Source organism: Nocardia sp. NBC_00881 (assembly GCF_045207455.1).
Classification (GTDB): Bacteria; Actinomycetota; Actinomycetes; order Mycobacteriales; family Mycobacteriaceae; genus Nocardia.
This window is the reverse complement of the sequence record NZ_CP108798.1, coordinates 3,901,989-3,925,908: the sequence shown is the minus strand read 5'-3', so window position 1 is coordinate 3,925,908 and position 23,920 is coordinate 3,901,989. Positions and strand designations below refer to the sequence as shown.

At 64.6% G+C, this 23,920-nt stretch carries 22 protein-coding genes; 11 read left to right on the top strand and 11 right to left on the bottom strand.

Annotated features, from left to right (window positions below; all coding sequences use genetic code 11):
- Nucleotides 1–322: 322 nt before the first annotated feature.
- The gene (locus OH799_RS16440; RefSeq protein ID WP_406281165.1) at nt 323–802 is read left to right on the top strand and encodes a nitroreductase family deazaflavin-dependent oxidoreductase; all 480 of its coding nucleotides are present in this window, start codon (nt 323–325) and stop codon (nt 800–802) included.
- 15 nt (nt 803–817) lie between these two features.
- Nucleotides 818–1,243 carry a DUF4345 domain-containing protein gene (locus OH799_RS16435; RefSeq protein WP_357263559.1) on the top strand — a complete coding sequence of 142 codons (426 nt, stop codon included), beginning with the start codon at nt 818–820 and terminating at the stop codon, nt 1,241–1,243.
- A 70-nt stretch (nt 1,244–1,313) separates the two neighbouring features.
- On the opposite strand, the gene OH799_RS16430 is transcribed toward OH799_RS16435, so the two are convergent.
- Nucleotides 1,314–2,306, bottom strand: a complete 993-nt coding sequence (locus OH799_RS16430) for an NADP-dependent oxidoreductase (RefSeq protein WP_406281163.1) — start codon at nt 2,304–2,306, stop codon at nt 1,314–1,316.
- Nucleotides 2,307–2,999: 693 nt separating this feature from the next.
- On the opposite strand from OH799_RS16430, the gene OH799_RS16425 reads away from it, so the two are divergent.
- A complete protein-coding gene (locus OH799_RS16425) occupies nt 3,000–3,668 on the top strand; it encodes a winged helix-turn-helix transcriptional regulator (RefSeq protein ID WP_406281161.1) in 669 nt (222 codons plus the stop codon).
- Between the two features lie 98 nt (nt 3,669–3,766).
- Here OH799_RS16425 and OH799_RS16420 read toward each other — a convergent pair whose 3' ends face one another.
- Nucleotides 3,767–4,363 carry a TetR/AcrR family transcriptional regulator gene (locus tag OH799_RS16420; protein WP_406281159.1) on the bottom strand — a complete coding sequence of 199 codons (597 nt, stop codon included), beginning with the start codon at nt 4,361–4,363 and terminating at the stop codon, nt 3,767–3,769.
- A 95-nt stretch (nt 4,364–4,458) separates the two neighbouring features.
- Here OH799_RS16420 and OH799_RS16415 point away from each other — a divergent pair, with 95 nt between their 5' ends.
- Both OH799_RS16415 and OH799_RS16410 read left to right on the top strand, forming a co-directional pair.
- Entirely contained in the window at nt 4,459–5,361 is a 903-nt protein-coding gene (locus OH799_RS16415) for an alpha/beta fold hydrolase (protein ID WP_406281157.1), read from the top strand.
- A gap of 159 nt (nt 5,362–5,520) precedes the next feature.
- Entirely contained in the window at nt 5,521–6,399 is an 879-nt protein-coding gene (locus OH799_RS16410; RefSeq protein WP_406281155.1) for an alpha/beta fold hydrolase, read from the top strand.
- Nucleotides 6,400–6,514: 115 nt separating this feature from the next.
- Here OH799_RS16410 and OH799_RS16405 read toward each other — a convergent pair whose 3' ends face one another.
- The 3 genes from OH799_RS16405 to OH799_RS16395 all read right to left on the bottom strand — a co-directional run bounded on the left by OH799_RS16405 (nt 6,515) and on the right by OH799_RS16395 (nt 10,570).
- The gene (locus tag OH799_RS16405; RefSeq protein ID WP_406281153.1) at nt 6,515–7,375 is read right to left on the bottom strand and encodes an SDR family NAD(P)-dependent oxidoreductase; all 861 of its coding nucleotides are present in this window, start codon (nt 7,373–7,375) and stop codon (nt 6,515–6,517) included.
- Between the two features lie 324 nt (nt 7,376–7,699).
- Nucleotides 7,700–9,178 carry an amidase gene (locus OH799_RS16400; protein WP_406282177.1) on the bottom strand — a complete coding sequence of 493 codons (1,479 nt, stop codon included), beginning with the start codon at nt 9,176–9,178 and terminating at the stop codon, nt 7,700–7,702.
- Between the two features lie 147 nt (nt 9,179–9,325).
- Entirely contained in the window at nt 9,326–10,570 is a 1,245-nt protein-coding gene (locus OH799_RS16395; RefSeq protein WP_406281151.1) for an NADH:flavin oxidoreductase/NADH oxidase family protein, read from the bottom strand.
- Between the two features lie 281 nt (nt 10,571–10,851).
- On the opposite strand from OH799_RS16395, the gene OH799_RS16390 reads away from it, so the two are divergent.
- Entirely contained in the window at nt 10,852–11,430 is a 579-nt protein-coding gene (locus OH799_RS16390) for a TetR/AcrR family transcriptional regulator (protein ID WP_406281149.1), read from the top strand.
- A 34-nt stretch (nt 11,431–11,464) separates the two neighbouring features.
- Here the strand turns inward: OH799_RS16390 and OH799_RS16385 are convergent, their stop codons facing one another.
- The 3 genes from OH799_RS16385 to OH799_RS16375 are packed head-to-tail and all read right to left on the bottom strand — an operon-like array spanning nt 11,465 to nt 14,933.
- Nucleotides 11,465–12,997: a class I adenylate-forming enzyme family protein gene (locus OH799_RS16385; protein WP_406281147.1), complete on the bottom strand. Its 1,533-nt coding sequence runs from the start codon at nt 12,995–12,997 to the stop codon at nt 11,465–11,467.
- An 11-nt stretch (nt 12,998–13,008) separates the two neighbouring features.
- Complete coding sequence (locus OH799_RS16380; protein ID WP_406281145.1) at nt 13,009–13,956, bottom strand: alpha/beta hydrolase; 948 nt, start codon at nt 13,954–13,956, stop codon at nt 13,009–13,011.
- A gap of 8 nt (nt 13,957–13,964) precedes the next feature.
- Nucleotides 13,965–14,933 (bottom strand): enoyl-CoA hydratase/isomerase family protein, encoded by a 969-nt coding sequence (locus OH799_RS16375; RefSeq protein WP_406281143.1) that lies wholly within the window; start codon nt 14,931–14,933, stop codon nt 13,965–13,967.
- 167 nt (nt 14,934–15,100) lie between these two features.
- On the opposite strand from OH799_RS16375, the gene OH799_RS16370 reads away from it, so the two are divergent.
- Nucleotides 15,101–15,805, top strand: coding sequence for a TetR/AcrR family transcriptional regulator (locus OH799_RS16370; protein WP_406281141.1), 705 nt, complete (start codon nt 15,101–15,103; stop codon nt 15,803–15,805).
- A gap of 57 nt (nt 15,806–15,862) precedes the next feature.
- On the opposite strand, the gene OH799_RS16365 is transcribed toward OH799_RS16370, so the two are convergent.
- Nucleotides 15,863–16,768 (bottom strand): short-chain dehydrogenase/reductase, encoded by a 906-nt coding sequence (locus tag OH799_RS16365; protein ID WP_406281139.1) that lies wholly within the window; start codon nt 16,766–16,768, stop codon nt 15,863–15,865.
- Between the two features lie 421 nt (nt 16,769–17,189).
- Here OH799_RS16365 and OH799_RS16360 point away from each other — a divergent pair, with 421 nt between their 5' ends.
- The 4 genes from OH799_RS16360 (at nt 17,190) to OH799_RS16345 (ending at nt 21,185) form a co-directional block, all read left to right on the top strand.
- Nucleotides 17,190–18,278, top strand: a complete 1,089-nt coding sequence (locus OH799_RS16360; protein WP_406281137.1) for an alkene reductase — start codon at nt 17,190–17,192, stop codon at nt 18,276–18,278.
- Nucleotides 18,279–18,349: 71 nt separating this feature from the next.
- The gene (locus OH799_RS16355) at nt 18,350–19,201 is read left to right on the top strand and encodes an alpha/beta fold hydrolase (RefSeq protein WP_406281135.1); all 852 of its coding nucleotides are present in this window, start codon (nt 18,350–18,352) and stop codon (nt 19,199–19,201) included.
- 219 nt (nt 19,202–19,420) lie between these two features.
- Nucleotides 19,421–20,056 (top strand): TetR/AcrR family transcriptional regulator, encoded by a 636-nt coding sequence (locus tag OH799_RS16350; RefSeq protein ID WP_406281133.1) that lies wholly within the window; start codon nt 19,421–19,423, stop codon nt 20,054–20,056.
- Nucleotides 20,057–20,318: 262 nt separating this feature from the next.
- Nucleotides 20,319–21,185, top strand: coding sequence for an alpha/beta fold hydrolase (locus tag OH799_RS16345; RefSeq protein ID WP_406281131.1), 867 nt, complete (start codon nt 20,319–20,321; stop codon nt 21,183–21,185).
- Between the two features lie 307 nt (nt 21,186–21,492).
- On the opposite strand, the gene OH799_RS16340 is transcribed toward OH799_RS16345, so the two are convergent.
- Both OH799_RS16340 and OH799_RS16335 read right to left on the bottom strand, forming a co-directional pair.
- A complete protein-coding gene (locus OH799_RS16340; RefSeq protein ID WP_406281129.1) occupies nt 21,493–22,125 on the bottom strand; it encodes a glyoxalase in 633 nt (210 codons plus the stop codon).
- A 123-nt stretch (nt 22,126–22,248) separates the two neighbouring features.
- On the bottom strand, nt 22,249–23,781 hold the full coding sequence (locus tag OH799_RS16335) for an FAD-dependent monooxygenase (protein WP_406281127.1): 1,533 nt from the start codon (nt 23,779–23,781) through the stop codon (nt 22,249–22,251).
- Nucleotides 23,782–23,920: the final 139 nt, after the last annotated feature.

Here is a 23,920-nt window from a genome sequence, read left to right as displayed (position 1 = left end):
GAAAGTTGACCATCATGCAGTGTTGACTTTCGAATCATATAGTGAATAGTATATGATCTGCACGTGTAGGCGGACGACCAGATGCGCCGATGGGGACATGGGCACGCTCTGTCCGACCGCGGACACTCGTGTGGCCCGGCCTCGTCCGCGGGTACACGTTCAGGGCCGCGCGGACGTGCGCGGAACAGTGCATGTGCCAATACTCGGGCGCGCGAGGGTTTCCGCACTGTCAGTGACACCAATATCAACGACGACCAAGCCGAACTCCGCGGCCGGTGACGGCTCGACGCAGTGCGCTGCGGTTCAAGAGGATCTGAGCTACATGACAACCCCGAAACGCCCCAGCTGGCTGGATTCTCCGCTGCTACCGAAGATCACGCGGTACGCCAGCAGGGCGCACGTGTGGATCTATCGTCGCACTCGCGGACGCATCGGCGGCCAATGGCGCGTCGGCGACGCATTCGGCATGCCCATGCCGACCTTGCTGCTCGAACACCGTGGACGTAAGTCCGGCAAGACCTTCGCGACACCGCTGCTCTACATCACCGACGGCCCCAACATCATCGTCGTCGCCTCGGCCGCTGGAGCGCCCGGGAACCCGCAGTGGTATTACAACCTGCTGGCCCATCCTGACACCTATATCGAGATCGGCGGCGCTCGCCGCGCGGTGGGCGCGGTCGAAGCCGACCCGCAGGAGCGAGCACGGCTATGGCCACGACTTGTAGCGGCCTACGCCGACTTCGACTCATACCAGAGCTGGACCGACCGGGAAATCCCCGTACTCATTCTCGAACAGCGCTGATGGAAGGACATTCGAATGAACGACAAGCTAGCGCAGCTCGCGTCGCACCCAGGTGGTAGTCGCAGTCGGCGGAGATTGCAGTGGACACTAGCGGCGATGGGGGCGATACCTGCGGCCAGCGCCTTGAACGAGATCGTTCGCGGTCCTCAGGGAGTGCCGGGCGGATCGCCGGATGTGGTGCCGACAGTGGATAGCGCTCTGCGATATGCCAATGTATTCAAATTCGCGGTGGGGCCGGTCATCTGGTCCCAGCTATCACGTGTCGAGCGATCGCCGGCCCTGACTTTCGCACTCTCGACCGTGTTCATAGGCGGCCTGGCCCGCCTGAGGTCATGGCAACAACGTGGGCGACCGCACCCCATCTCGGTGGCAGCGGTCGTGCTCGAAACCGCCGGAATGACGATCATGCTTGCCTGGCAGAGGCGCATTTCCTCGCGTTGAACGAGATCGGACACGAACGGCTCGTCGGGTACGGCTTCGATACGAGACGATCCCGTATGCGTGCCTTCCCTCATCGCGTGACGACGATCTTGCCGTTGGCGTGGCCCTGCTCGACGTACGCCATGGCCTCGAGTGTCTGATCGAACGGGAAGGTGCGGTCGAGCACCGGCCGAAGGGTGCCGTTGTCGTATAGCGCGGCCAGTTCGTGGAGTTGTGCGCCGTTGGCCTTCATGAAGAAGAATGAGTACCGCACTCCCTGCTTCTTCGCCTGCTTGCGGACCTTGCGGCTCAACAGCGCCATGACGGGTACGAGGAGCGGTTGACCGACTTGTGCGGCGAAGGCAGGGTCGGGCGGGCCGACTACGCTGATGGCGAGTCCGCCACGTTTGAGCACGGTCAAGGACTTTTCCAGATTGGTGCCGCCGAGCGAGTCCAGCGCGACGTCGTATCCGGTGAGTACCTCGGAGAAGTCCCTCTTGGTGAAGTCGATGACTTCGTCGGCGCCCAAGGTGCGGACCTTCTCGACGTCGTTGGTGCGGGCTGTGGTGGCGACGTAGGCGCCCAGATGCTTGGCGACCTGGATGACGGTCGAGCCGAAACCGCCCGCGCCGGCGTGGACAAGGACCCTCTGGCCTGGTTTGACGTGGGCAAGGTCGACGAGCGCCTGCCAGGCTGCCAGCGCGACGAGAGGTACGGCAGCGGCCTCGTCGAACGACAGGGACTGCGGCTTGAGTGCCACATCGTCCTCGTCGATCGCGATGAACTCGGCGAAGGAGCCGATCCGAAGGTCTCGCGGCCTGGCATACACCTCATCGCCGACCCTGAAGGCACGCACTTCCGCGCCGACCGCCGTCACGACACCAGAGACGTCGTGCCCCAGAATGAACGGGCGCTTGTACTTCAGCAGCTGCTTGAACTCGCCGTTGCGAACCATCTTGTCCAGCGGGTTGATGCTGGCCCCCCGGACCTGGACCAGAACGTCACGACGGCCCACGCTGGGGTTGGGAACGTCCGCGGCCCGTAGTCCGTCCTTGCCGTAGGACTCGACAATGAACGCCTTCATGTCACCTGCCTTCTCTTCTCTCGGGTGATTCGTGGTGTGGTGGTCTCGGAGCGAGAGCTCGCCCACTTGCCGACGGCATTGCGCGGAAGTTTGTCCACCATATGGATCGCGACCTGCAATCAGCACACCTCGGCATGGCCGATGAACCTAGAATAACGAAGTTATGAGAGTTGGTCAATCCGCGCTGTGCCGGGGTCGCCGACTGGCGATATCACTTCGGAGTGAGCTATTCGTTTCTTCAGGAAAGCAAGCGGAGAAGAACTGCGCGACTCGCTTCGATAATCGGTTTCTGGCCATATGCGCCCGGCAATCGACGGTACCTCTTTCTTCGCTCCGCCAAAGAAGCTTTGGGTCGAAGAAGGACGCGTGAAGGGCGAGGCCGAGGCCGTCATCAAGGTTGTGCGAGATATCGCAGCGGCCGGCCTCGCGTTCGATGCGAAGGGTCCTGATACGGGACCGGGCGCGCCTGCGGCAGGGCCGGCTCTCGAAGGCGTCCCGAGCTGTGGGCCGACCGGTACGGCCCGACCTCGCGGGTCCGGCTCGGTTCCGTGTCTGCACCGACAGAGCCGACGCCATCGGAACCTCCACGGTCGCATCAGCTTCGGCGGTGCTGGTCCGATGTCGGGAGTCGTGTCGTCCCCGCACGCGAGATAGCCTGCTATAGGAAATGGTAGTAGCGACTATACTTTGCTCATGAGTGGCTCACGGGTGTACGGGCAGAACTGTGGTTTGGCGCGCGCGCTTGATGTGCTGGGCGAGCGGTGGACGTTGTTGGTGATTCGTGAGCTGAACATGGGTCCACGGCGGTATAAAGACCTGGTCGAGACGTTGCCCGGGATGGGAACGAACTTGTTGGCCGCACGCTTGAAGACACTCGAGGCGGCGAAGGTGATTCGGCCGGTACTACTGCCGCCGCCTGCATCGGTACGGGCCTATGAGTTGACCGAGTTCGGCAAACAGTTACGGCCGATGCTTGCCCAGCTCGCGGTGTGGGGACTGCAACTCGACGTGGCGGACGACGATGACGCCGAGTCGCGCGCTTCGTGGACCCTGCTGCCAATGGTGGCGACGGCTGATCCGGTCAAGATCGGTTCGCTGGATGCGATCGTCGAGCTGAGGGTCGGTGCTGAGGTGATGTGGATCAAGGCCGACAGCAATGGGCTCGATCTCGCCTCGGGTGCTGCGGTGATCACGCCCGACCTTGTCGTCGAAACCGACGTGCCAACATTCATTGCGTTGAGCGAGGGCAGTACTTCGCCTGCTCAGGCCATCAAGAACAATTCCGTGACCGTCCGGGGGGACCGCAAACTGTTGACGCGTTTCTTCCGGGTATTCCGCCTCCCACGGCGTCAGGATGCCTAGTAATCAGCTGCCGGACAGAGCCCATTCGCGCCGGCTGACGCGGACTCACTCCGAGATGGCGACAGCTGATAGGACCGCGTCGAACGGATCAGGTGAGCTCAGCGGTTTGTTGCTTGGCTGATGAGTGCCTCCGCTGCTCTCCGGGCATGTGTCCAGGGTGCCGGATCGTCGAGGGATGTGGACAATGCGGCTGCGCCCTCGTACAGGACGGCGAGCTGGTCGCCCAGCAGCTGGGGGTCTGCCGCGCCGGCCTGTCGGGCCAACTCGGTGAGGCCGGCGATGTAGTTCCGCTTGTGCGCGTGGACGATGTCTTGAACACCAGGCATTGCCTCGGCTGCCTCGACCGCCGCGTTGTGGAACGGGCAGCCGCGCATCGCCGCGTCGGCGGTATCCGGGCTGTCGAACAAGGCGAGCAGCCGCGAACGCGGATTCGAATCGGACTCCGGCGGCGTGTCCGTGATGTCACCCACCGTTTGCCGTAGCATGCGCAGATACTCCTCCACCAACGCGGTCTTGCTCGGAAAGTGTTGGTAGAGAGTTCTTTTCGACACGGATGCTGTGGTCGCGATCAGTTCGACACCGGTGGCGTTGATGCCCTCGTTGTAGAACAGTTCGGTGGCTGCCTTCAGGATGCGCTGACGCGCGCCACGCCCTCCCCGACGGGTGGGTTCCTGGGTATCGGTGAGCGAAGTCATGAAGCAAGTATACCGATCTGTTTACAAGTGGTGCGATATCGGGTACGGTCGCCTTCAAGGGTACACCAATCGGTTTACATCAGGAGGAAGTCATCATGACAGACCGACGATTCACTCAGAGCGTTCCCGAACGTCATCAGCAGGCGCAGGGCACTCGTGGGGGCGGCACGTCGTATAAGGATGCGCCGACGAAATCCGTGCAGGTCGGCGCAACGCGGTTCGCATATCGCGAGCTGGGGCTCGATACCGGCATACCGGTGATCTTCTTGAATCACTTGGGTGCGAACCTGGACAACTGGGACCCCAGAGTGGTCGACGGCATCGCGGCGAAGCACCGCGTGATCACCTTCGACAACCGCGGCGTCGGCGCGTCCGAAGGCCGGACACCGGACTCGGTCGAGGCGATGGCACGAGATGCTGTCGCCTTCATCCGCGCGCTGCGCTTGGACCAGGTCGACATCTTGGGATTCTCGCTGGGAGGTTTCGTAGCGCAGGTGATCGCTCGAGAAGAGCCGGAGCTCGTTCGCAAGCTGATCCTGGCGGGGACGGGTCCGGCGGGAGGCGAAGGAATCGTCGACGTGACTTCGGTGACTTACCGCGACACGTTCAAGGCGGTGGCCACTTTCAAGGATCCGAAGGAGAATCTGTTCTTCACCAGAACCGCACACGGCAAGTCGGAGGCTCGTGCGTTCGTGACACGGTTGAAGGAACGCAGCGGGGACCGCGACAAGGCGATTTCACTGCGAGCATTCCGTACTCAGCTCAAGGCTATCCATGCGTGGGGCGTGCAGGAGCCCTCCGACCTGAGCCGTATCCAACACCCCGTTCTCGTAGCCAACGGTGAGGACGATCGGATGGTGCCGACCAGCAATTCCTTCGACTTGCAACGTCGTCTCCCCAACGCGAAGCTCCGTATCTACGTCGACGCGGGACATGGCGGGATCTTTCAGTATCACGAAAGGTTCGTAGGAGAGGCGCTCGAATTCTTGACGTCATGAGTCTCGGCAGTACCGGTTTCGCGCTTGGTCCCCCAGAACGAAAGGGGGTCTGCACAATACGTGTCGCGGGAATGGTCCCCCAGTAGCGCTACAGGCCGACTGTGGTCTTGATATGAACGAAATTGCCGCAGCGAGTTCGACGTCGAGGAGATCTCACGGATGTTCAGCGAATTCACGACCCACGACGTAGATGTCGACGGCGTCCGTATCCACGCGCGTGTCGGCGGCGAGGGGCCACCGGTGCTCCTGCTCCATGGCTACCCGCAGACCCATGTGATCTGGCGTGAGGTGGCAGACGTGTTGGCCGAGTCACACACCGTCGTCGTATCCGATCTGCGTGGGTATGGTGACTCGGGCAAGCCCGCCTCGGAAATCGATCATTCGTCGTACGGTAAACGTGCGATGGCCGCGGACCAGGTCGGGTTGATGAGGGCCTTGGGGCACGACCGTTTCGCGATCGTCGGTCACGACCGCGGTGCTCGAGTCGCCCATCGACTGTGCCTCGACCATGCCGAGCGGGTCGAACGAGCCGCGGTCCTCGACATTGTTCCGACCCGACATGTTTTCGCGAATGTGGACCGCGCTTTGGCAACCTTCTACGACCATTGGTTCTTCCTCGCCGAGGAACCCGATCTGCCCGAAGTTCTGATCGGCGGCGCGCCTGAGTATTTTCTGCGCCGAAAGCTCCAGCAGTGGTCCGGCCCCGGCGCGGTATTCGACGAAGCGGCCATAGCGGAGTACGTGCGGTGCTTCAGAGATCCCGAGGCGATCCGGGCGAGCTGCGAGGACTATCGCGCGGCCGCCTCGATTGATCTCGAACACGACGAGGCCGATGCCGTGGCGGGCCGCCGCGTCACCTGCGCGCTCCTGGTCCTGTGGGGTGCTCGCGGCTTCGTCGGAACCCGCTACGACGTGGTCGAGGTATGGCGTCGGTACGCCGACGACGTTCGCGGCCAAGGCTTGGACTGCGGGCATTTCATCCCGGAAGAAGCCCCACAGCAGACGATCGACGCCTTGCGCGATTTCCTGTCGACGTAGGGTCGGCTGACCGTGTTCAGGCGCTCCGCGCGGCCATGCACCGCAAATAGATTTCGGCGATCTGGGGAGTCGGCCGCTTCCGCTTGCTCACCCAGCCCGAGCGTGGCGGAAACAGTCAGGTGGTCAACCGACCTCGGCCGTCCCGGACATCGAGTTCCTGCAGGATGGTTTGCGTCGTAGGGTCATTGGACTGGCGTGAGTCGAACGCGATACTCAACACTCCCCGCAATGCCGACACGGCGGCCCAGCGCCGGGGGCGGAATACGCGGGTGTTCCGACGCCTGATGCCGGTGACGATCGCATCTGCCGCCTCCGCGGGTGTGATCCGCTTCCGCAACAGCGCAGGCAGGGTGCCGAGCAACTGCTGCGCAGTCGGATCGGTATCGACGCTCAGCCGGATCATATCTGTGTCGACGAGCGCGAAGTATACGGTGGTCACAGTCACGTCATGAGAGGCGAGCTCCACTCGCAGTCCGCGACCCAGTTGCTCGACTGCCGCTTTGCTCATGGCATACGGAAGCGTCCCGGCGCCATTCAAGAAGGCGAACACCGAGGACAAAAGGACAATGTGCCCACGGCTGGCGATGACGGCGGGCAGGCATGCTTGAACGGTGTTGAGAACGCCGTTCACATTGATATCGAAGAGTCGCTCGTTGACCTGAGGCGACGATGCCCGGACAGTAGTTCCGCGCGCCGCGACACCGGCGTTGGCGATGACGGTGTCGATCCGCCCGAAGTGTTCCATGACTTTCTCGACTGCCGCGGCCATGTCGTCGGCGTCGGTCACATCGCCCCGGAGAGCCATGATGTTCGCTCCGTTACGCGGTCCAGCCGGCGACTCGTCCACGTCGATGATCGCTACCCGAGCACCCATATCCACCAAACGCTGTGCCGTGGCGGCGCCTACGCCACGTGCGCCACCCGTGATCACGGCGACTTTTCCGATGAATGACGTCCGAATTTCATTGCTGCTCATTGCATCTCCCGCGTTTCGGCGGTCCGGACGGGGCCAGCCGATCAAGTTTAGATTACAGTAAAAACTTCAGTGTGAAGTTGTTGACAGTATTTATTTTTCAAGTAAATTACCCGCCGCGGCAGGGGTGTCGCCGGGCCTGGGTGTTCGGTGTCCGGGTGGTAGCCCGCGATGCGGTTCGCGAACTCCGAGACGGGTGTCAGCGATGATTCGGCGCCGATGAACAGCACGGATGCGGTCAGCGGTGCTGTCCGGCCTCGCGAGTGCCGTTCGGTAACCGAGATAGCGAGGGGCGAATCCAGACGTAGGGTCGCTCGTGCCGGTGGGCTACATGAAGGCGGGAGGCGGCAGGTATCCGTCGAGCTCCCGACCGAGCAGTGCCGCGAACTCGATGGTGGTGAGGTCGCCGCCACTGGGACCCATCGCCTGCAGTCCGATGGGAAGTCCGGTCTTGCCCTTTCGCACCGGAATGGTCGTCGCAGGACCGCCGGAGACGTTGGCGATCGCGCTCCACTTGACCTGATCCCAGTACGGGCGCTGGTCGCCGTCGACGTCGATCAGCCTTCCGAACCGGTCGATCGGCTTGTTGTGGTGGGGAGGGGCGGCAGTCGGGGCGACGGGCATCAGCACGATGTCGAAGTCCCGGTAGAACTCGAGCCAGCGCTGCCGAATCTCGTGGCGGGCAACGTCCGCCTGCAGCCAGTTGTAGTGAGATTGAAAGGTTCCGCGGAGGGCGTGACCGGCCTCGCCGCGTGGGTGCCGGGCCAGGCGCGCGAGCAGGGCGGAATTGGAAGCGGCGGTGAGCCCCGTGCGGTCGTAGGAGAACGCACCGTAGACCAGCGGCCGGAAGACGCGGTGAGATGCCGCGATGTCTACCGGGATGCTCCTGGGCTGCACCTCGAACCTGGTACCCGCCGCTCTCAGCACCGCGAGCGCGTCGTCGACCGCTGCCGCCACGTCACTGTCCGCAGGGCAGGCCGGATCTTCACGCCACACGGCAACGCGAAAGTCCGCAAGCTTGGTCGCACGCGGCGGCGCAAGGGTGTAACTGAAGCCGCCGTCACGCTCCGGCGGGCCGACCGTTGCCTGCAGGATCGGGACGAGGTCGCGCGCATCGCGGACTTGTGCGCCGGCGCAGGCAAGGTCCAATTCGGCCCAACGCCCGACGCCGGGACCTCCCGGCACATGCCCGATCAAGGGAATGGAGCGCCAAGTCGACTTGTGTCCGTACAAACCGGTGAAATGGGACGGAATTCTGGTCGATCCGCCGATTTCCGAGCCGAAGTCGAAGGCCGTCAGGCCGGCAGCGGTCGCGACGGCCCCGCCCCCTGCGGACCCACCCGAGGTGCGGGTAATGTCCCACGGGTTCGATGAGGGGCCGAAGACCGGATTGTCCGCCTGAACATCCTGGTTTCCCGCAGGCATGTTCGTCTTCCCCATGATCACGGCACCTGCCGACCGCAACCGTTTGACCGCCTCGGCGTCGTCGGTCGGAATGTAATGCTCTAGATCTCGACGACCACAGACTGTGCGCATGCCCGCAGTCTCGAAACTGTCCTTGACTGTGATCGGCAAACCGTGCAGCGGGCCCAGTTCCCTGCCGGCGGCGCGCTCGTCGTCAGCCCTTCCGGCTTCGCGTCGGGCGCGCTCGGCGTCCAGGGTTACCACCGCGCCCAGTGTGTTGTTGTGGGCGGCGATTCGCGCAAGGTAAAGCTCCACGAGTTCCTGTGAAGAGACCTCCCCCGAGGCCAATGCGCGTGACTGATTCCGGATCGACTGGAAAGCGACATCATTCACGGCGAGCACTCGCCTTCGAGTGCCATCGTTCTGGCGGTAATCATCGGTAACTCCCTCGCAGATTAAATTACGATAATAATAATATTCGTGGAGAGCGGACAAGGGGAACGGCGCAGCCCCGCGAAGGTGCGGCTGTCGGCTCGCCAACTGCGACACCTACAGACCGCGCTTGCGTCCGAATGATGTCCGCCCGTTGCGGCGAACCATGGCGAGTGCGGTGGCGATGGCACCTCGATTCACATCGGGCTGGAGACCTGCTCCGACGCGGTGCAACTGGTCGGCGTGCCAGCCGAGGTCGAGTAGCCCGTCGAGGGACTTCAGGTCGGTAACCCTGCCGAGGATGCCGCGCATACCGGCTCGCATCTGGTGCGCGGCGAGGGACTCGGTGCGGCCCGAGAGGATCAGGTCCGCCGCGTCGGTCGTCGTTGCGGTGGGCCGGCCGATGCCGACGACGTCGCACTCGCCGGAGCCGACGGCCGCGTCCATCGCAGCGCGAGATCGGAAGCCGCCAGTGACCGCCAGCGGGACGTTGCCGGCCATAGTGCGAACCGTGCGGGCGTACTCGAGAAAGTAGGCTTCGCGAGCCCGTGTGCTGTCCGCTGCCGCCCCCATCATTGCTGGCGTCTCGTAGCTTCCGCCGCTCACCTCGATCAGGTCGAGACCTTCTCGCGCCAACGCGGCCACGACGTCGCGTGACTCGTCCTCGGTGAACCCGCCGCGCTGGAAGTCGGCCGAATTGAGCTTGATGCCCACCGCGAAGCCGGGTGACACACGCGCGCGGATGCGGCGTACCACCTCGAGCGCGAATCGCATACGCCGTCCGGCGTCGCCGCCCCAGGCGTCGTCACGCCGGTTCGACAACGGCGACAGGAACTGCGCGACGAGGTAGCCGTGCGCGCCATGCACCTGCACGCCGTCGAACCCGGCTGTCTCGCACACTGCCGCCGCGGTCGCGAAACGCTCGATGATGCCTTCGATCTCGTCGGAGGTCAGCTCGCGCGGCGTGGCCGCGCCGGGAAAGCTGAGGGGGATCGGGCTGGGGGCAACGGGGGTATGCCCGAGTGCGAGTGGGTTCGACTGGCGTCCCGGATGGTTGAGCTGTACCCAGATCGGAACGCCCGCATCCTTGGTCGTCTTGGCCCAGCGGCTCAGCCCGTCGAGGTCACGCTCGTCCTCGATGACGACGTTGCCCGGCTCGCCGAGTTGCCTGCGATCGACCATCACGTTGCCGGTGATGAGCAGCCCGTACCCCCCTCGGCTCCAAGTCGTGTAGAGCTGTTCGAGGCGGCCGTCGGGGGAGTTCCTCTTGGTGCCGAGCCCTTCGCTCAAGGCGGCCTTCATGATCCGATTGGGGAGCACCTGTCCACACGGCAGTGCCAGTGGGTCGCGCAGGGAGGTCATAGGGATGTGTTCCTTTCGGGGTGGTCGGCACTCGGTTGGTTCTTTGCGTGGGTGGGCGGACTGCGTTGATTGCCTCAGCGTGTCTGGACGTGGGTGGTGTGGCCGGGGCTCGGCACGGCGCGCGGCGCCGGGTGGTCGTGCCCTTCGTGGGTCACGTGTGGGGCCGCCACTGGCCTGGCTATCGTTGGACCAGGCATTCGCTTATGTTGAATTACGATCATAATATAATCGGGCCCGGATGGCCAGGTGCAACGGCCGGTCTGGCGCCGAAGGAGTGTGGGATGCGTTACGGGAGCGAGCACAAGGAAGCAACTAGGCGTCGGATTGTCGAGGCGGCCGGTCGCCGGTTCAAGCAGGACGGCATCGATGGCTCCGGGGTCGCTACCTTGATGAAGGATGCGGGGCTGACCAACGGCGCCTTCTATGCCCACTTCGCGTCCAAGGAAGATCTGGTCGCGAACGCCCTCGCCGACCAGCTGAGTGACCAGCGTGCCAGAGTCGATGCCCAGGTGCGAGATCGTGCCGGACTCGAGCAGTTCGTGCGTGCGTATCTCTCGGCGGAGCATCGTGACAGTCGTGAGGAGGGCTGCCCCTCGGCCGCTCTACTCGACGAGATCGGGCGGTGTGCGGATGCGACGAGGCGGGCGTACACCACCGGAGTGTTGGCAATAATCGATGACATGGCTGCCTTGCTGTCTCCGGATAATCCGGGATCGGCGCGCATGCAGGTGCTCAGCGTTTTCGCCATGATGGCCGGGACGTTGCAGCTCTCGCGTGCACTCGCAGACCGGCAGCTCGCCGACAACGTCTTGGACCAGGGCGTCCGGAATGCGCTGGCGTTATTGGACATCGGGCAGTGAGATCGGACCCGCCGCAGGGCCTGCGGCGGGTCGGTCAGGACCCAGCGGCGGCGGCATGGGCCGTCCGTAGGGAAACCTTGTCGATCTTGCCGACTGCGTTCTTCGGGATGGCGTCCACTACGAAGTACGAGGTCGGGCGCTTGTAGGGGGTGAGATGCCGGGCGCACGCCGCTTCCAGCCAGGCGGGGTCGACAGTCGAGTTCGGTCGTGGTTGCACGTAGGCGACGACGATCTCGCCCCATTTTGCGTCGGGCACGCCGATCACGGCGGCCTCCAAGACGGCCGGGTGGCCGACAAGGACGTCCTCGATCTCCTTGGGGTAGATGTTCTCGCCGCCACGAATGATCATGTCTTTCGATCGCCCGACGAGTGTCAGATAGCCCTGAGCGTCGAGGTGGCCGATGTCACCGGTGTGTAGCCAGCCATCGACGATGACGCGCGCCGTTTCCTCCGGGCGGCCGAGGTAGCCACGCATGACGTTGGGGCCCCGCACGACGACCTCACCGTCGACCCCGGCCGCCACCTCGGAACCGGCTGTGTCGAGGATCCGAATCTCCTGTCCCGGGAAGGGAAGTCCCACTGTGCCGGCGCGTCGTGGGCCTACGAGGGGGTTGATGGTGGAGCCGCCTGTTCCTTCGGACAGCCCGTAGCCCTCGATGAGGAGAAATCCGTATCGAGCCTCGAATCGAACCAGCAGATCGGCCGAGACCGGTGCCGCGCCGCAGATTCCGAAACGCAACGATGATGTGTCGGGCCGAATATTCGCCGGGAGCGCGGTAAGCATGCTGTAGATCGTCGGCACCCCGCTGAAGAAGGTGGGGCGCTCGCTTTCGACGAGGCCGAAGAAGGACCTTGGATCGAACCGGCCTGCGATGACGACACTCGCACCGGCGAGCAGCGGCGTGAGGATACTGACGACGATGCCGTTGACATGGAACAGCGGCAGGATCAGAAGGCACCGGTCCGCCGGTGTCACCTGCAGCGATTCGACTCCCATGGCTACCATGGCGTCGATGTTTGCGTGGTCGAGCATCACGCCTTTCGGTACGCCGGTGGTGCCGCTGGTGTAGATGAGCAGGGCGACCGTGGACGGGTCCATCCGCGGCGGCTGTCGAACCCACTCGACCGCCGCTTGATAAAGGACGTCCAACGTGGACGGTTGCGGCTGTGGTTCGAGAACCGAACTCACTGCTTCGGTGTGCAGATCCCCCACGGCAAGCGTGGTGACGCCGCCGACCGGAGTCGCGTCGTCCTCGACCACCAGCAGGCGGGCCCCGGAGTCGCTGAGCTGTCGGACGATCTCGATGTCGGTCAGGTTCGGATCGACCGGCGTGATGGTCGCGTCGAGCCGCCAAGCCGCGAACAGCAGAACCACGAACTCGACACGGTTCCGCAGTCGGAGCGCTACGACATCACCGGGACCGATTTCGAGCTCTCGCAGGTGATGAGTGGCCGCTCGGACACGTTTCAACAGTTGAGCGTTGTCGAGTGACTGAGACCCATCGGAGACCGCAGGCCCATGCGGGTCCAGTGTGGCGCGGCGGTCGGGCAGAGAAGCAAAATTCATCGCGAGCGTACCTACCTTGATGTAGCGCGATCCGGTTCAAGAGTCGAGGGGGTGGGGGCCGAGGCGAACTGGCGGGTCAGGAACTCGATCTGGTCGCTGACCAACGCCTCGAAGGCATCGCCGAGGTAGAAGTCGAAGTGGCCGGCGTCGTACCTCTTGATCTCCCCCCGTGGCGCGGTCCGCGCATATCGGAGGGTCTGGGCGGGCGGCGTGACGGTGTCGGTGTTGCTGACGCAGAAGAGGATGGGGATGGTGACTTTTCTCGCCACACGTCCGGGCCGGTAGCCGGCGATGGTCGGAATGACCCGTGCCGCTGCCTCGTTCACGAACGTCGTCCCCGCGGGAATCAGCGCCTGGTAGCCGGGAAGGGCATCCGGCGCGTTCATCAGTGCCGGCGAACCGGGAGGTGCGGCAAGGGGAATCGTCACCGGTGCTTTCCCGCGGACCTTGGCCGCCAGGTCCCGGACGAGAAACGGAGCCAACTCGAGCGAGGCGACAGGGCCCAACGCGAGCGCGGAGGCCAAACCGTCGGTGAAGGGGCACTGGGCCACGGCCGCGCACAGTTCGGAATGGCGCGACGCGACGGTGATGGCATGGCCACCGCCGAAGGAACTGCCCCACACCGCGACGCGTGCACCGTCGACGTCGCGACGGGCTTTCACGTAGTCGATGGCGGCATCCCAGTCGACCAGCTGCTTTTTGATCGACAGCAGCTGACGGGGTGCGCCGCCGCTGTCGCCGAAGTGCCGGTAGGTGAAGGCCAAACAGGCGATGCCGGCCTTGGCGAAACGCTCGGCGAAAGCGTCCAAACGCATCTCGCGGGTCGCACCGAGGCCGTGCCCGAGGACGACGACGGGCGGTGCGGCGACACCAGTGGGGAGATAGAGCCACGCGGCACAGGTGTTGTCGCCGGAGGAGAAGTAGACATCCTGACGGGTGAAAGGCTGCTCAGCGGCCATGGCCGGACTCACCGGCCGTTCGTCGAGCGACGCGCTGGCACAGTGCCCAGTTCGAGAGCTTGCTTGTAGATGTCCGGGTTGTAGAGGGGGAGTTCACCGGTGGATTCCGTGCTCTCCATGTAGTCGAGCATCAGTTGCTGACCGTCTTTCGACAGTGCGGTGCCGAGGAACTCGGTGCGTTCGACGTGCAGGCCGTCCGTCAGCGACATCGAGCCGCCGAAGTACACCGCCCTCTTGATGGCCGCGACCGATCCCTTCGTTCGCGAGCCGAAGTGCGCTGCGAGTTCGATCGCCCTCGTGACGACTTCGTCCGGTGGGACCACAGCGTCGACGGCCCCGTCGGCGAGCGCCTGCGCGGGCGTGAACGGCTTACCTTCCAGGATCGCGACCAAGGACTTGTGGGTGCCGATCAGGCGAGTCAGCCGCTGGCTGCCGCCACCGCCCGGCATGATGCCGAGGAGGACCTCCGGTTGGCCGATGAAGAACTCGCCGTCGGCCATCACCCGAAGATCGTTTGCCCAGGCGAACTCCGCCCCGAGGCCGAGAGCCGAGCCGTTGAGAGCGGCGATGAAGATGACGCCGCTGCGGTTCATCCGCAGGAACGTCGCGTGCAGGCGTTCGAGTTCGACCGCGGGACCCAGCGGGGTACGGTTCACCAAGGGCGCCAGGACGCGGGCTCGGTCCACATTCCTGGCCGTGCGCGCGACGACGGAGGCGCCGCGTCGGCCGACTGGAGGCACCGCGGCGCCCCCCTCCTGTAGCCAGCGGACATCGGCGTGGCTGACGAACCGCTCGGGATGCGCTCCGGTGAAGACGACCGCGTGCACGCTCGGGTCGCGGTCGACGCGGTCCACCAACACCTCCAGCTGGTTGGCGATCTCGAGGCCGAACAACCCGTGCGGGCCGCCGTCGACGCGCACGATCAAAACGGAGCCGCGGTCCTCGATATTCAGGTGTCCCTTGCTGTGGTGTCTCATCGATTCTGCTTCCGTGGTGGAAAGTTGATGTGGCCGGCGAGCCGAGCGGGCGCCTGGCTGCGATGACAATAACGAAGTTACAAGTCTAGAATAACGAAGTTACAGTATGCGTGGCAAGAGCCACGCGGACGCGGAGCCGGGAGCGTGCTGCGGGGGCAGGTGGAAATATGAGGAACGTGTCAGAGGATTCGACGACGGAAGGTGTGCCAGAGCGGCTCGTCAGGGCAACTATCGGTCTGCTGGCCGAGCAGGGGCCTTCGGCCATCAAGGCGCGGACGGTAGCGTCGGCGACCGGGCTGTCGACGATGGTGGTCTACAGCCACTTCGGCGGGATCCCCGAACTCGTCCGAGCTGTCGTCGACCAGGGATTCAAGGAACTCGACCGAGCATTCTCCCGTATGCCGGTGACCGCGGATCCGATCGCGGATCTCTTCACGATGGCGTTGACATGTCGGCGGGTCGCCCGGGAGAACCCCCACCTCTACGACTTGATGTTCGGGCTGTCCACGCGCGCGACCTATCGACCGATGGGGGATTCCGACATTCGTTTCAGCGGGCGGTCGCCGGCCTTCCGAGACGCCTACGTGCACATGGTCGACGCGTGCCAACGGCTTGTGGACTCCCGCCGGATCGAGCAGCAGGAACCCGAGGTCGTCGCCGCTCAGTTGTGGAGCTTCGTGCACGGCTACATCACCCTCGAGTTGGCCGAGCACTTCGCCGATTTCAACGACGCGGTGATGCAGGTGATGCTGCCGATGGGCGTCAACTTCTCGGTCGGACTCGGCGACGAGCGGGAACGGGCCCAGGTCTCGCACGAGGCGGCCCTGCGCTTTTACGACTCGATCAATCCTCGGCCGGCCCATCCGCGGTGAGCAGGGCCATCGGTGTGGCCCTTTGCTCGCCGGTGGCGGCGAACTCGGCCAGGGTAGTCATGCCGAGCCGGTCGGCCTGTGTTGTGCCGGACGGTTGTCGGCTCCCGGAGCGAGTTGGTCATGGCGCCCCAGTGCCTCGACCTCCCGCTCCAGGGCCGGAACCATTTTGGCCGCGAAGCGCCTCGCCCAAGGCCAGGCCAGCGGTGAGTTCACAGCACCCTTCGCCCAGTTGGCCACGGCGACCGCGCGCGGGACGTATACGCGGGCACGTCGCCGCGCGAGTCCATCGACGATCGCGGCGGCTGCCTCGTCGACGCTTGTGGTGACGTTGCCGGGATAGGGCAGCTGTTCGCGGATTCCCTGGAACGACGGCAGGTCCGCTTCCGCACCTCGGACAAGGTCGGTGTCGATCCAGGAGGGGTGGACCACGCCGACGGTGACACCGAGGCGCGCCACCTCTTGGCGGTAGCCCAGGGTCAGCATTTCGACTCCGGCTTTGCTCGCACCGTAGGAGGCCAATCCGGCCAAGGGCATGAAGGACAGTGCGGACGCGATGACCAGCACGTGTCCTCCGGTGCGCTCCAGATGCGGTGTCGCGTGCTTGAGGGTGCGGAAGACGCCGTTGAGGTTGATGTCCACAACTCGATCGAACGACGCCTCATCCATCTGCCGCACGGTCCCGTAGGCCGCGACCCCGGCATTGGCGACAAGGAAGTCGACGCCCCCCATGACCTCCGCGCAGTCATCGATCGCCGACCGCAGTGCGCTGCCGTCGCGCACATCGGCCTCCCGCCAGCATGCTGTAGGACCCAGGTCGGCGGCTAGCGTGCGCAATCTATCGGGCTCGAGTCCGATCAAGGCCACTCGTGCGCCTCGGGCGGCGGCAAGACGTGCCACCTTTTCCCCGATGCCGCGTGCTGCCCCGGTAACTACCAGTCGTCGACCCGCCAAGCTTCGTTGCATCAGCCGAGGATAACTTCGTTATAACTCAAGGGCAAGAGTGTGCGAGGCGATCGTGGGTGAAGCGGTTCCGTCGTCGTTGTGGCTATCCGCCTGCATCGAGCCGGCGCTCAGTGAGCGCGATGCGGCGGTCTCGGAAGTATTCGTCGAGCCGCCGGTGTCGCGAACCGATCAGCAGGTCCACCGTCATCGGTGGAGTAAGTAAACCGTTCGGTGTATATTTGAGTAGTTACGCCGTCGGTGCGTCTTTTGCCGCGGGCGTCGAACGCGATCGCCTCGGCTCGCGCCAGGGTCGGCTGGACGCTGACGACTTGCAACCTGTGGCATTGCGAAATCTGATATCAGTTACTATATTTTTTTAAAGTGACGATCTGCCGCAGCGCTGTCGTCGTTCGCCATCCCGCCCTATCAGGAGGATCCCCCCATGTCTGTCGCTTTCAAGCCGGTACGAATCGGACCTTGGGATCTGCCGCAGTCGTTCGTCATGGCGCCATTGACTCGTAGCCGCGCGGGGGAAGGCAATGTGCCCACGGCGATGAACGCCGAGTACTACACCCAGCGCGCCGGAGCGGGGCTGATTGTCACGGAGGGCACTGCACCCAGTGCTGTCGGCCAGGGCTACCCCACTGTGCCCGGGCTCTACACCGACGAGCAGGTCGCCGGGTGGCGCCTCGTCGCAGATGGCGTTCACGGTGCCGGTGGCACGATCGTCGCGCAGTTGATGCATGTGGGCCGGATCGCGCATGCCCGCAACAAGGGGGGCGTGGACACGATCGCACCGAGCGCCGTCCAGGCTCCCGGTCAGATGTTCACCTCGACAGGCATGGTCGATCACGATGTACCGCGGGCGATCGAGACCGGTGAAATCGCGGGAATCGTCGCTGAATTCGTCGAGGCGGCCCGCAACGCGATCAGCGCCGGTCTCGACGGCGTCGAGATCCACGGGGCGAACGGCTATCTGCTGCACCAGTTCCTCGATCCGACTGTCAACCTCCGCGACGACGAGTTCGGTGGCACGCCAGAGAATCGGGCTCGTTTCGTCATCGAGGTGGTCACGGCAGTCGCCGACGCTATCGGTGCTGATCGTGTCGGCTTGCGGCTCTCGCCCGGTAATCAGTTGAACGGTATCGGCGAGGTGCTCGGCACTGACCTCGCCGCCACCTACCGGACGGTCGTAGAGGGGATCACGCCGTTGGGACTGGCATACCTGAGCATTGTGGCCACTCCGTTCGAGTCCCTCGAACCACTCGTCCGAGACCTCCGCACGCGATTCGGCGGCTCGGTGCTCCTGAACATCGGCGCTCCGGTGGCGACGTCGCTGGAGACGATCGAGGAACTTCTGGACAAGGGCGTGGCCGACGCCGTTGTCGTCGGCCGGGCGTTCCTTGCCAACCCTGATCTCGTGGAGCGTTGGCGCGCAGGCGCGGAGCTGAACGAGGTGGACTTCACCACGCTGTACGGCGGCAGCTCGCACGGGTACACCGACTATCCGAGCCTCTCCGAAGCGTCCTGAGCCGCAGAGTTTCACCACCCAGTTGGCGCTCACACCACCGACTACTCGGACCACATCATGAGGAGAACGATATGAATACCTACACACCTGTCAACGCCGCCGAGAACCTGCATATCGATGCGGCGTCGGCTCGTTTCACCTACCGCCGGATGGGCCCTCGCGGCGGAGTCCCGCTCGTGCTGCTGCACCGCTTCCGCGCCACCGTGGACTGGTGGGACCCGGAGTTTCTCGACATCCTTGCCGCCGAGCGTGATGTCATCCTGTTCGACAACATCGGTATCGGATACACCGGCGGTGAAGCCCTCACCACCGTCGAGGGGTTCGCTGCGGGCGCGATCGAGTTCATCGAAGCCCTAGGGCTGACCGAGGTCGACCTGCTCGGCTGGTCCTTCGGCGGTGTGGTCGCACAGGCGGTCACGCTCACACGACCCGATCTCGTCCGCAAGTTGATCGTCGCGGGAAGCGGATCGGGTCTCGCCCCCAACATGCCGACCATCAGCGAGCGGGTCCTCGGAATCATGGCCAAGCCGGACGCCGACCTCGACGACATGCTGTATCTGTTCTATCCCGAGACCGAAGAGGCTCGAAAGCTGGGGATCGAACACTTCGACAAGGTCTCGGCCGCGATGCCGACAGACGCGCCGGTGGTGAACGAGGCGGCTGCCATGGGTCAGCTCCAAGCGATCACCGCCGCTCTGGCGACCCCGTGGGAGCAGGTTGTCGCCGGGCTCGGGACCATCCGGCAACCTGTGCTCTACGTCAACGGCATGCACGATGTCATGATCCATGCATTCGCGTCGTACTCCGCGGTGGAACACCTGCCGTCGGCCAAGTTGGTGCTGTACGGAGATGCCGGCCACGCGTTCCTGTTTCAGCATCTCGAGGAATTCACTGCAGAAGTCAAGTCTTTCCTCGCGGACTGAGCCGCTTTCTCACGTTGGTCCATGAGGGCCGGAGATCGAGATGAGTTTCTACCGGTCTTCACCACTCGCAGGAATCCAGAAGGTTGACACAGGCGGCGTGGACCTGGTCCAAGACGTGTTGCTGGCATCTGTCTCCAGCTTTTAGATTATGGTCCTAATATCATAGGGGTGCGCGCGGGCCGCAAGAGGCTGGCAGCTTTGGATTATGATCATACTAATATGGGAGTGTCGGTGGGGTTCGCGGGCCCCTCGCTGGTGAAGGAGTGCATGGTGCGGTACGGGAAAGAGCACAAGCTGGCGACAAGGCGGCGGATCATCGAGACCGCAGGCCGTCGGTTGAAGCGGGACGGCATCGACGGGGCCGGGCTCGCCACGCTCATGGCGGACGCGGGGTTGACCACCGGCGCGTTCTACGCCCACTTCGCCTCCAAGGAGGATCTGGTCGCTACCGCGGTCTCCGACCAGCTACGCGAACAGCGCGAGCGGCTCGCCACGGTCGCACCCGGCCGCGCTGGGCTCGAGCAGATCGTGCGTGCGTACCTCTCGCCCGGGCACCGTGATAATCCCGAGGAGGGCTGCCCATCCGCCGCCCTGCTCGACGAGATCGGCCGGTGTGCGGATCCGACCAAGCGGGCATACACCGACGGCGTGCTCGCATTCATCGATGACATCGCCGCCCGGCTGGCGCCGCACGACCCGCAGTCGGCACGCGGCAAAACCCTCAGCGTCTACGCACTGATGATCGGAACACTGCAACTTTCCCGCGCCCTGGCCGACCGGCAACTCGCCGACGACATCCTGGACCAGGGCATCCGCAATGCTCTGACCGTGTTGGACGCCACTTCGCAGTGCTGAGGCGCCGCAGCACCAAACTGTGACACGCCTGCCGACCCTCCGTTGGTCGACGCTGGCCTTGGGCGCCGTCCGGGCGGCGACGCCGGACATTGTCCTCGAGGTCCGGCGTGCGGGCCGATGTCGGCCGGCTCACTTCATTTCATTCGGTGGGACCACTTGCGGCAACGATAGAATTATGATCATAATATAATCGTCCGTCTACAACCTGGGAGGCGTGGTGCGCAACCACTTACACAAATCTCACCCACAGAAGGAAATGGCTATGAACAACAGACAAGAAGCCCGAGACGACGTGGTGAAGTCGTACCAGAACGCGCCGACCCGTACCGTCTCCGACGGTGGCGTGAACTTCGCCTACCGTGAGCTCGGCCCGAAGACCGGCGTCCCGGTGGTCTTTCTGACCCACCTGGCCGCGGTCCTCGACAACTGGGACCCTCGGGTCGTGGACGGCATCGCCTCGAAACATCGGGTCATCACCTTCGACAACCGCGGCGTCGGCGCGTCCACCGGCTCGACGCCGAACACCATCCAGGCGATGGCGAAGGATGCCATCACCTTCATCCGCGCGCTGGGTCTCACCGAAGTCGATCTCCTGGGCTTCTCCATGGGCGGCATGATCGCCCAGGTGGTCGCTCAGGACGAACCGCAACTCGTTCGCAAGCTGATCCTCGCCGGCACGGGTCCCGCAGGCGGCGAGGGCATCACGAACGTGACCAGGATTTCGCACCTCGACACGATCCGAGGACTGCTCACGTTGCAGGACCCGAAGCAGTTCCTGTTCTTCACCAGGACTCCCAACGGGCGTCGCGCAGGCAAGGAGTTCCTCGCGCGCCTGAAGGAGCGCACCCACAACCGGGACAAGGCGATCTCACTGAAGTCCTATGGCGCACAGCTCGGGGCAATCCACCGCTGGGGACTCGAGCAGCCGTCCGACCTCTCCGTCGTTCGCCGGCCCGTGCTCGTCGCGAACGGCGAGAGCGACAAGATGGTGCCGACGACGAACTCGGTCGACCTGGCTGGCCGCCTGCCCGACAGTGAACTGGTGATCTATCCCGACGCCGGCCACGGCGGCATTTTCCAGTTCCACGGACAGTTCGTCGAAAAGGCCCTCGAATTCCTCGCCCGGTAAAACCGGAGCAAGCACGATGCCCTCGTGCGCGGCCACGGCACCCGCGTCGACCTCCAACATCGCGGCCAGTACTTCGCCCGGTCGAATTCCTGCTCCCCTGGACGACGAGCATATCGGCCGCCGATCCGGTCTCGCGTTGTTCGACGCCTTCGCCTCGTAGGAAAGACGTTGCACGCGCACCCGGGCAGGCACAACCAGGTGCCCGGATTCGAGGGCGCCAACTCGGCCCGGTGCTTGTTCCGGAATCTTTCTCGGCCCAGCGCGGGGAAACCCCCACAACGCCCGGTCCAGTCGTCCGACCGACCGCTCAGGCCGAGGCTACTTCCCACATGAAACCGTCCGGGTCAGCGAAGGGCCCGATATCGCCGCCGATGACGATCCGGTGTGACCCGGTGCCCTCCGGTGGGACGCCGGCGTCCTTGGCGGCGGCACGGCGCCCGTAGAGCGCCAGCTTCACCGAAGAAGGTGGGGTGTCGAACTCGACGTACTTGCTACCGAAGCTCTTCGCCACGGCCAGGCCACGGTCGAGGTAGAACTGTTTGGTCGCCTTGACGTTGTCGACGCCGAGGAGCACCACGAAATCATCGACTTCCCGGGTAGCCGGGCCGGTGTCCTTCTTCGACGACGTCGCGACCTTCCAGATCGCCCCGTCCGGAGCCTGGACGACGCCGCCGTAGCCCCAGAAGCTCTTCTTGGCGGGCTTCAGCGTCGTCGCCCCCGCGTCGAGAGCAGTGCCGATGAGGCTGTCGACGGTGCTCGGCTGAGAAACCACGAGCGACAGTATGAAGCCACGAAAGCCGGTCGACGGCGACTCGGAGGCGCGCACGCGCACCTTGTCGCCGAGGCCGAACGCGGCGGCATAGAAGGCCGCGGCGGCCGCGGTGTCGGGCACCTGGAGGATAACGGACTCGATAGAGGTCTGATCAGTGGTGATGTTCATGGCAGTAACGCTAATTGCTGCTCGGTGATCATCGCTTCTCGATTCCTGATCGGTCCGCTCATCTATTCGCCATACGCGTCACCGCTCTCGCCACCGCCGTGGCCGACAGCGCCCGCACGCCGATCAGGGCTGATCGGGTGCGCCGAACCAGCCGGAGAGCGCTTCTCGCAGTGCGAGTGCGGCGGTGTCGGTGGGTTCGTCGATGGTTGCGGCCCAGGCGATGTGGGCGTCCGGGCGGATCAGTAGGGCGTCCGCTGGTCGGTCATCGGTTTTCGCGGTGCGGATGTCTATCCGGTGCTGCCATTCTCGGCCGATCTCGCGGAGGTCGGGGCGGTCGGTGAGGTCGAGCAGGATGGGCCGTGCGGTGCGCATGAGTTCCGCGACGCTGGTGACGCCCTGGTCGGTGTGCAGGGTGAGGTCGGGCGCGAAGGTGCCGGCCAAGGCGTGGTGGTCGGAGCCCGGCATCGGATAGCGGATGTCGGCGTGGGCGACGAGGGCACCCATACGGCGCAATGCCGGTTCGTCCATGATCAGTTCCTGGAAGACCTGCCGAAGCGCTTCGGCGGCTCGGTCGTGTCCGCGCCTCAACGCCACCTGGGCCCGGGTCTGTAGCAGCGCACGTGCGCCGGCGAAGTGGCGTTCGTGGTGATAGGTGTCCAGCAGGCCGGTCGGTGCCCAGCCGTGGATGTCGGCGCCGAGCTTCCAGGCGAGGTTGACCGCGTCGAGCATGCCGACATTGAGCGCCGTGCCGGTGGCGGGGAGCAGGTGGGCCGCATCGCCTGCCAGCATGATCCGCCTGTCGCGGTATCGCTCGGCCTGCCGATCCTTGAAGGTGTAACGCGACAGCCGAATCGGTTCTCCCATGGGGAGATCCGCGCCGAGCACGCGGCGAGCACTTTCCGCGAGCTCGGTCAGGGTCAGCGGCTCGTCGTCGTCGTAGTCGGTGGACTCGTCTTCGGTGGTCTGAAGGGACAGAATCCCGGAGGTGATCGCGAACGCGAACACACCGCGGTCTGTTCGTGTGAAACCCGCACGGATCCTGCCCAGCCCGGGGACCTCGATGTCGCCGTTACCGAGCACAGTCACCGAATCGGCCACGGTGACCTGGCCCAGTCGGTTGACCTCCGGGTATGTGGTGCCGGGGAACGCGATTTCGGCCATGTCGCGGACCCGGCTGCGCCCGCCGTCGCAGCCCACCAGGTACCGTGCGGTCACCCGGTAGGGCCCGTCCGGCCCGCGCACGTCCGCGGTCACCGTGGCATCGTCCTGGCTCATCCCGACCACCTCGTGTCCGCGACGGATGTCGGCGCCGAGTTCGCGGGCGCGTTCGTCGAGTAGTCGTTCGATTTCCAGTTGTGGGAGCGGCAACGCCCGCAGTGGGGGATCTGCCAGATGTGTGAAATCCAAATGCAGATTGCCGAACGGGAATCGGGGAGCCACGTTGGGGTCGCTGCTGGCTGCTTCGAAGCGGTCCAGAATGCCTCGGTAGCGCAGCAAGTCCAGGATCCGCCCGCCGATACCGCTGGCCTTCGGGATGTCTCGCGGCTGCGACTGTCGTTCCAGTACCAGCGATCGCACTCCGGCCAGGCGCAGCTCACCGGCCAGCATCAGGCCGCTCGGGCCGGCGCCCACGATTATTACGTCGATATCCGTCACTCGTTACTCCCATTTCCACAGGTTCTGGCTTCGGCCGACGAGTATGCGGCACGACCCGGGTCTTGCCGCAAGCCCCCCGGTGCGCTATACGTTGAGAGTGGAAAGGGGTAGGTAGCGGGTGCACCGCTCAGTACGCGCC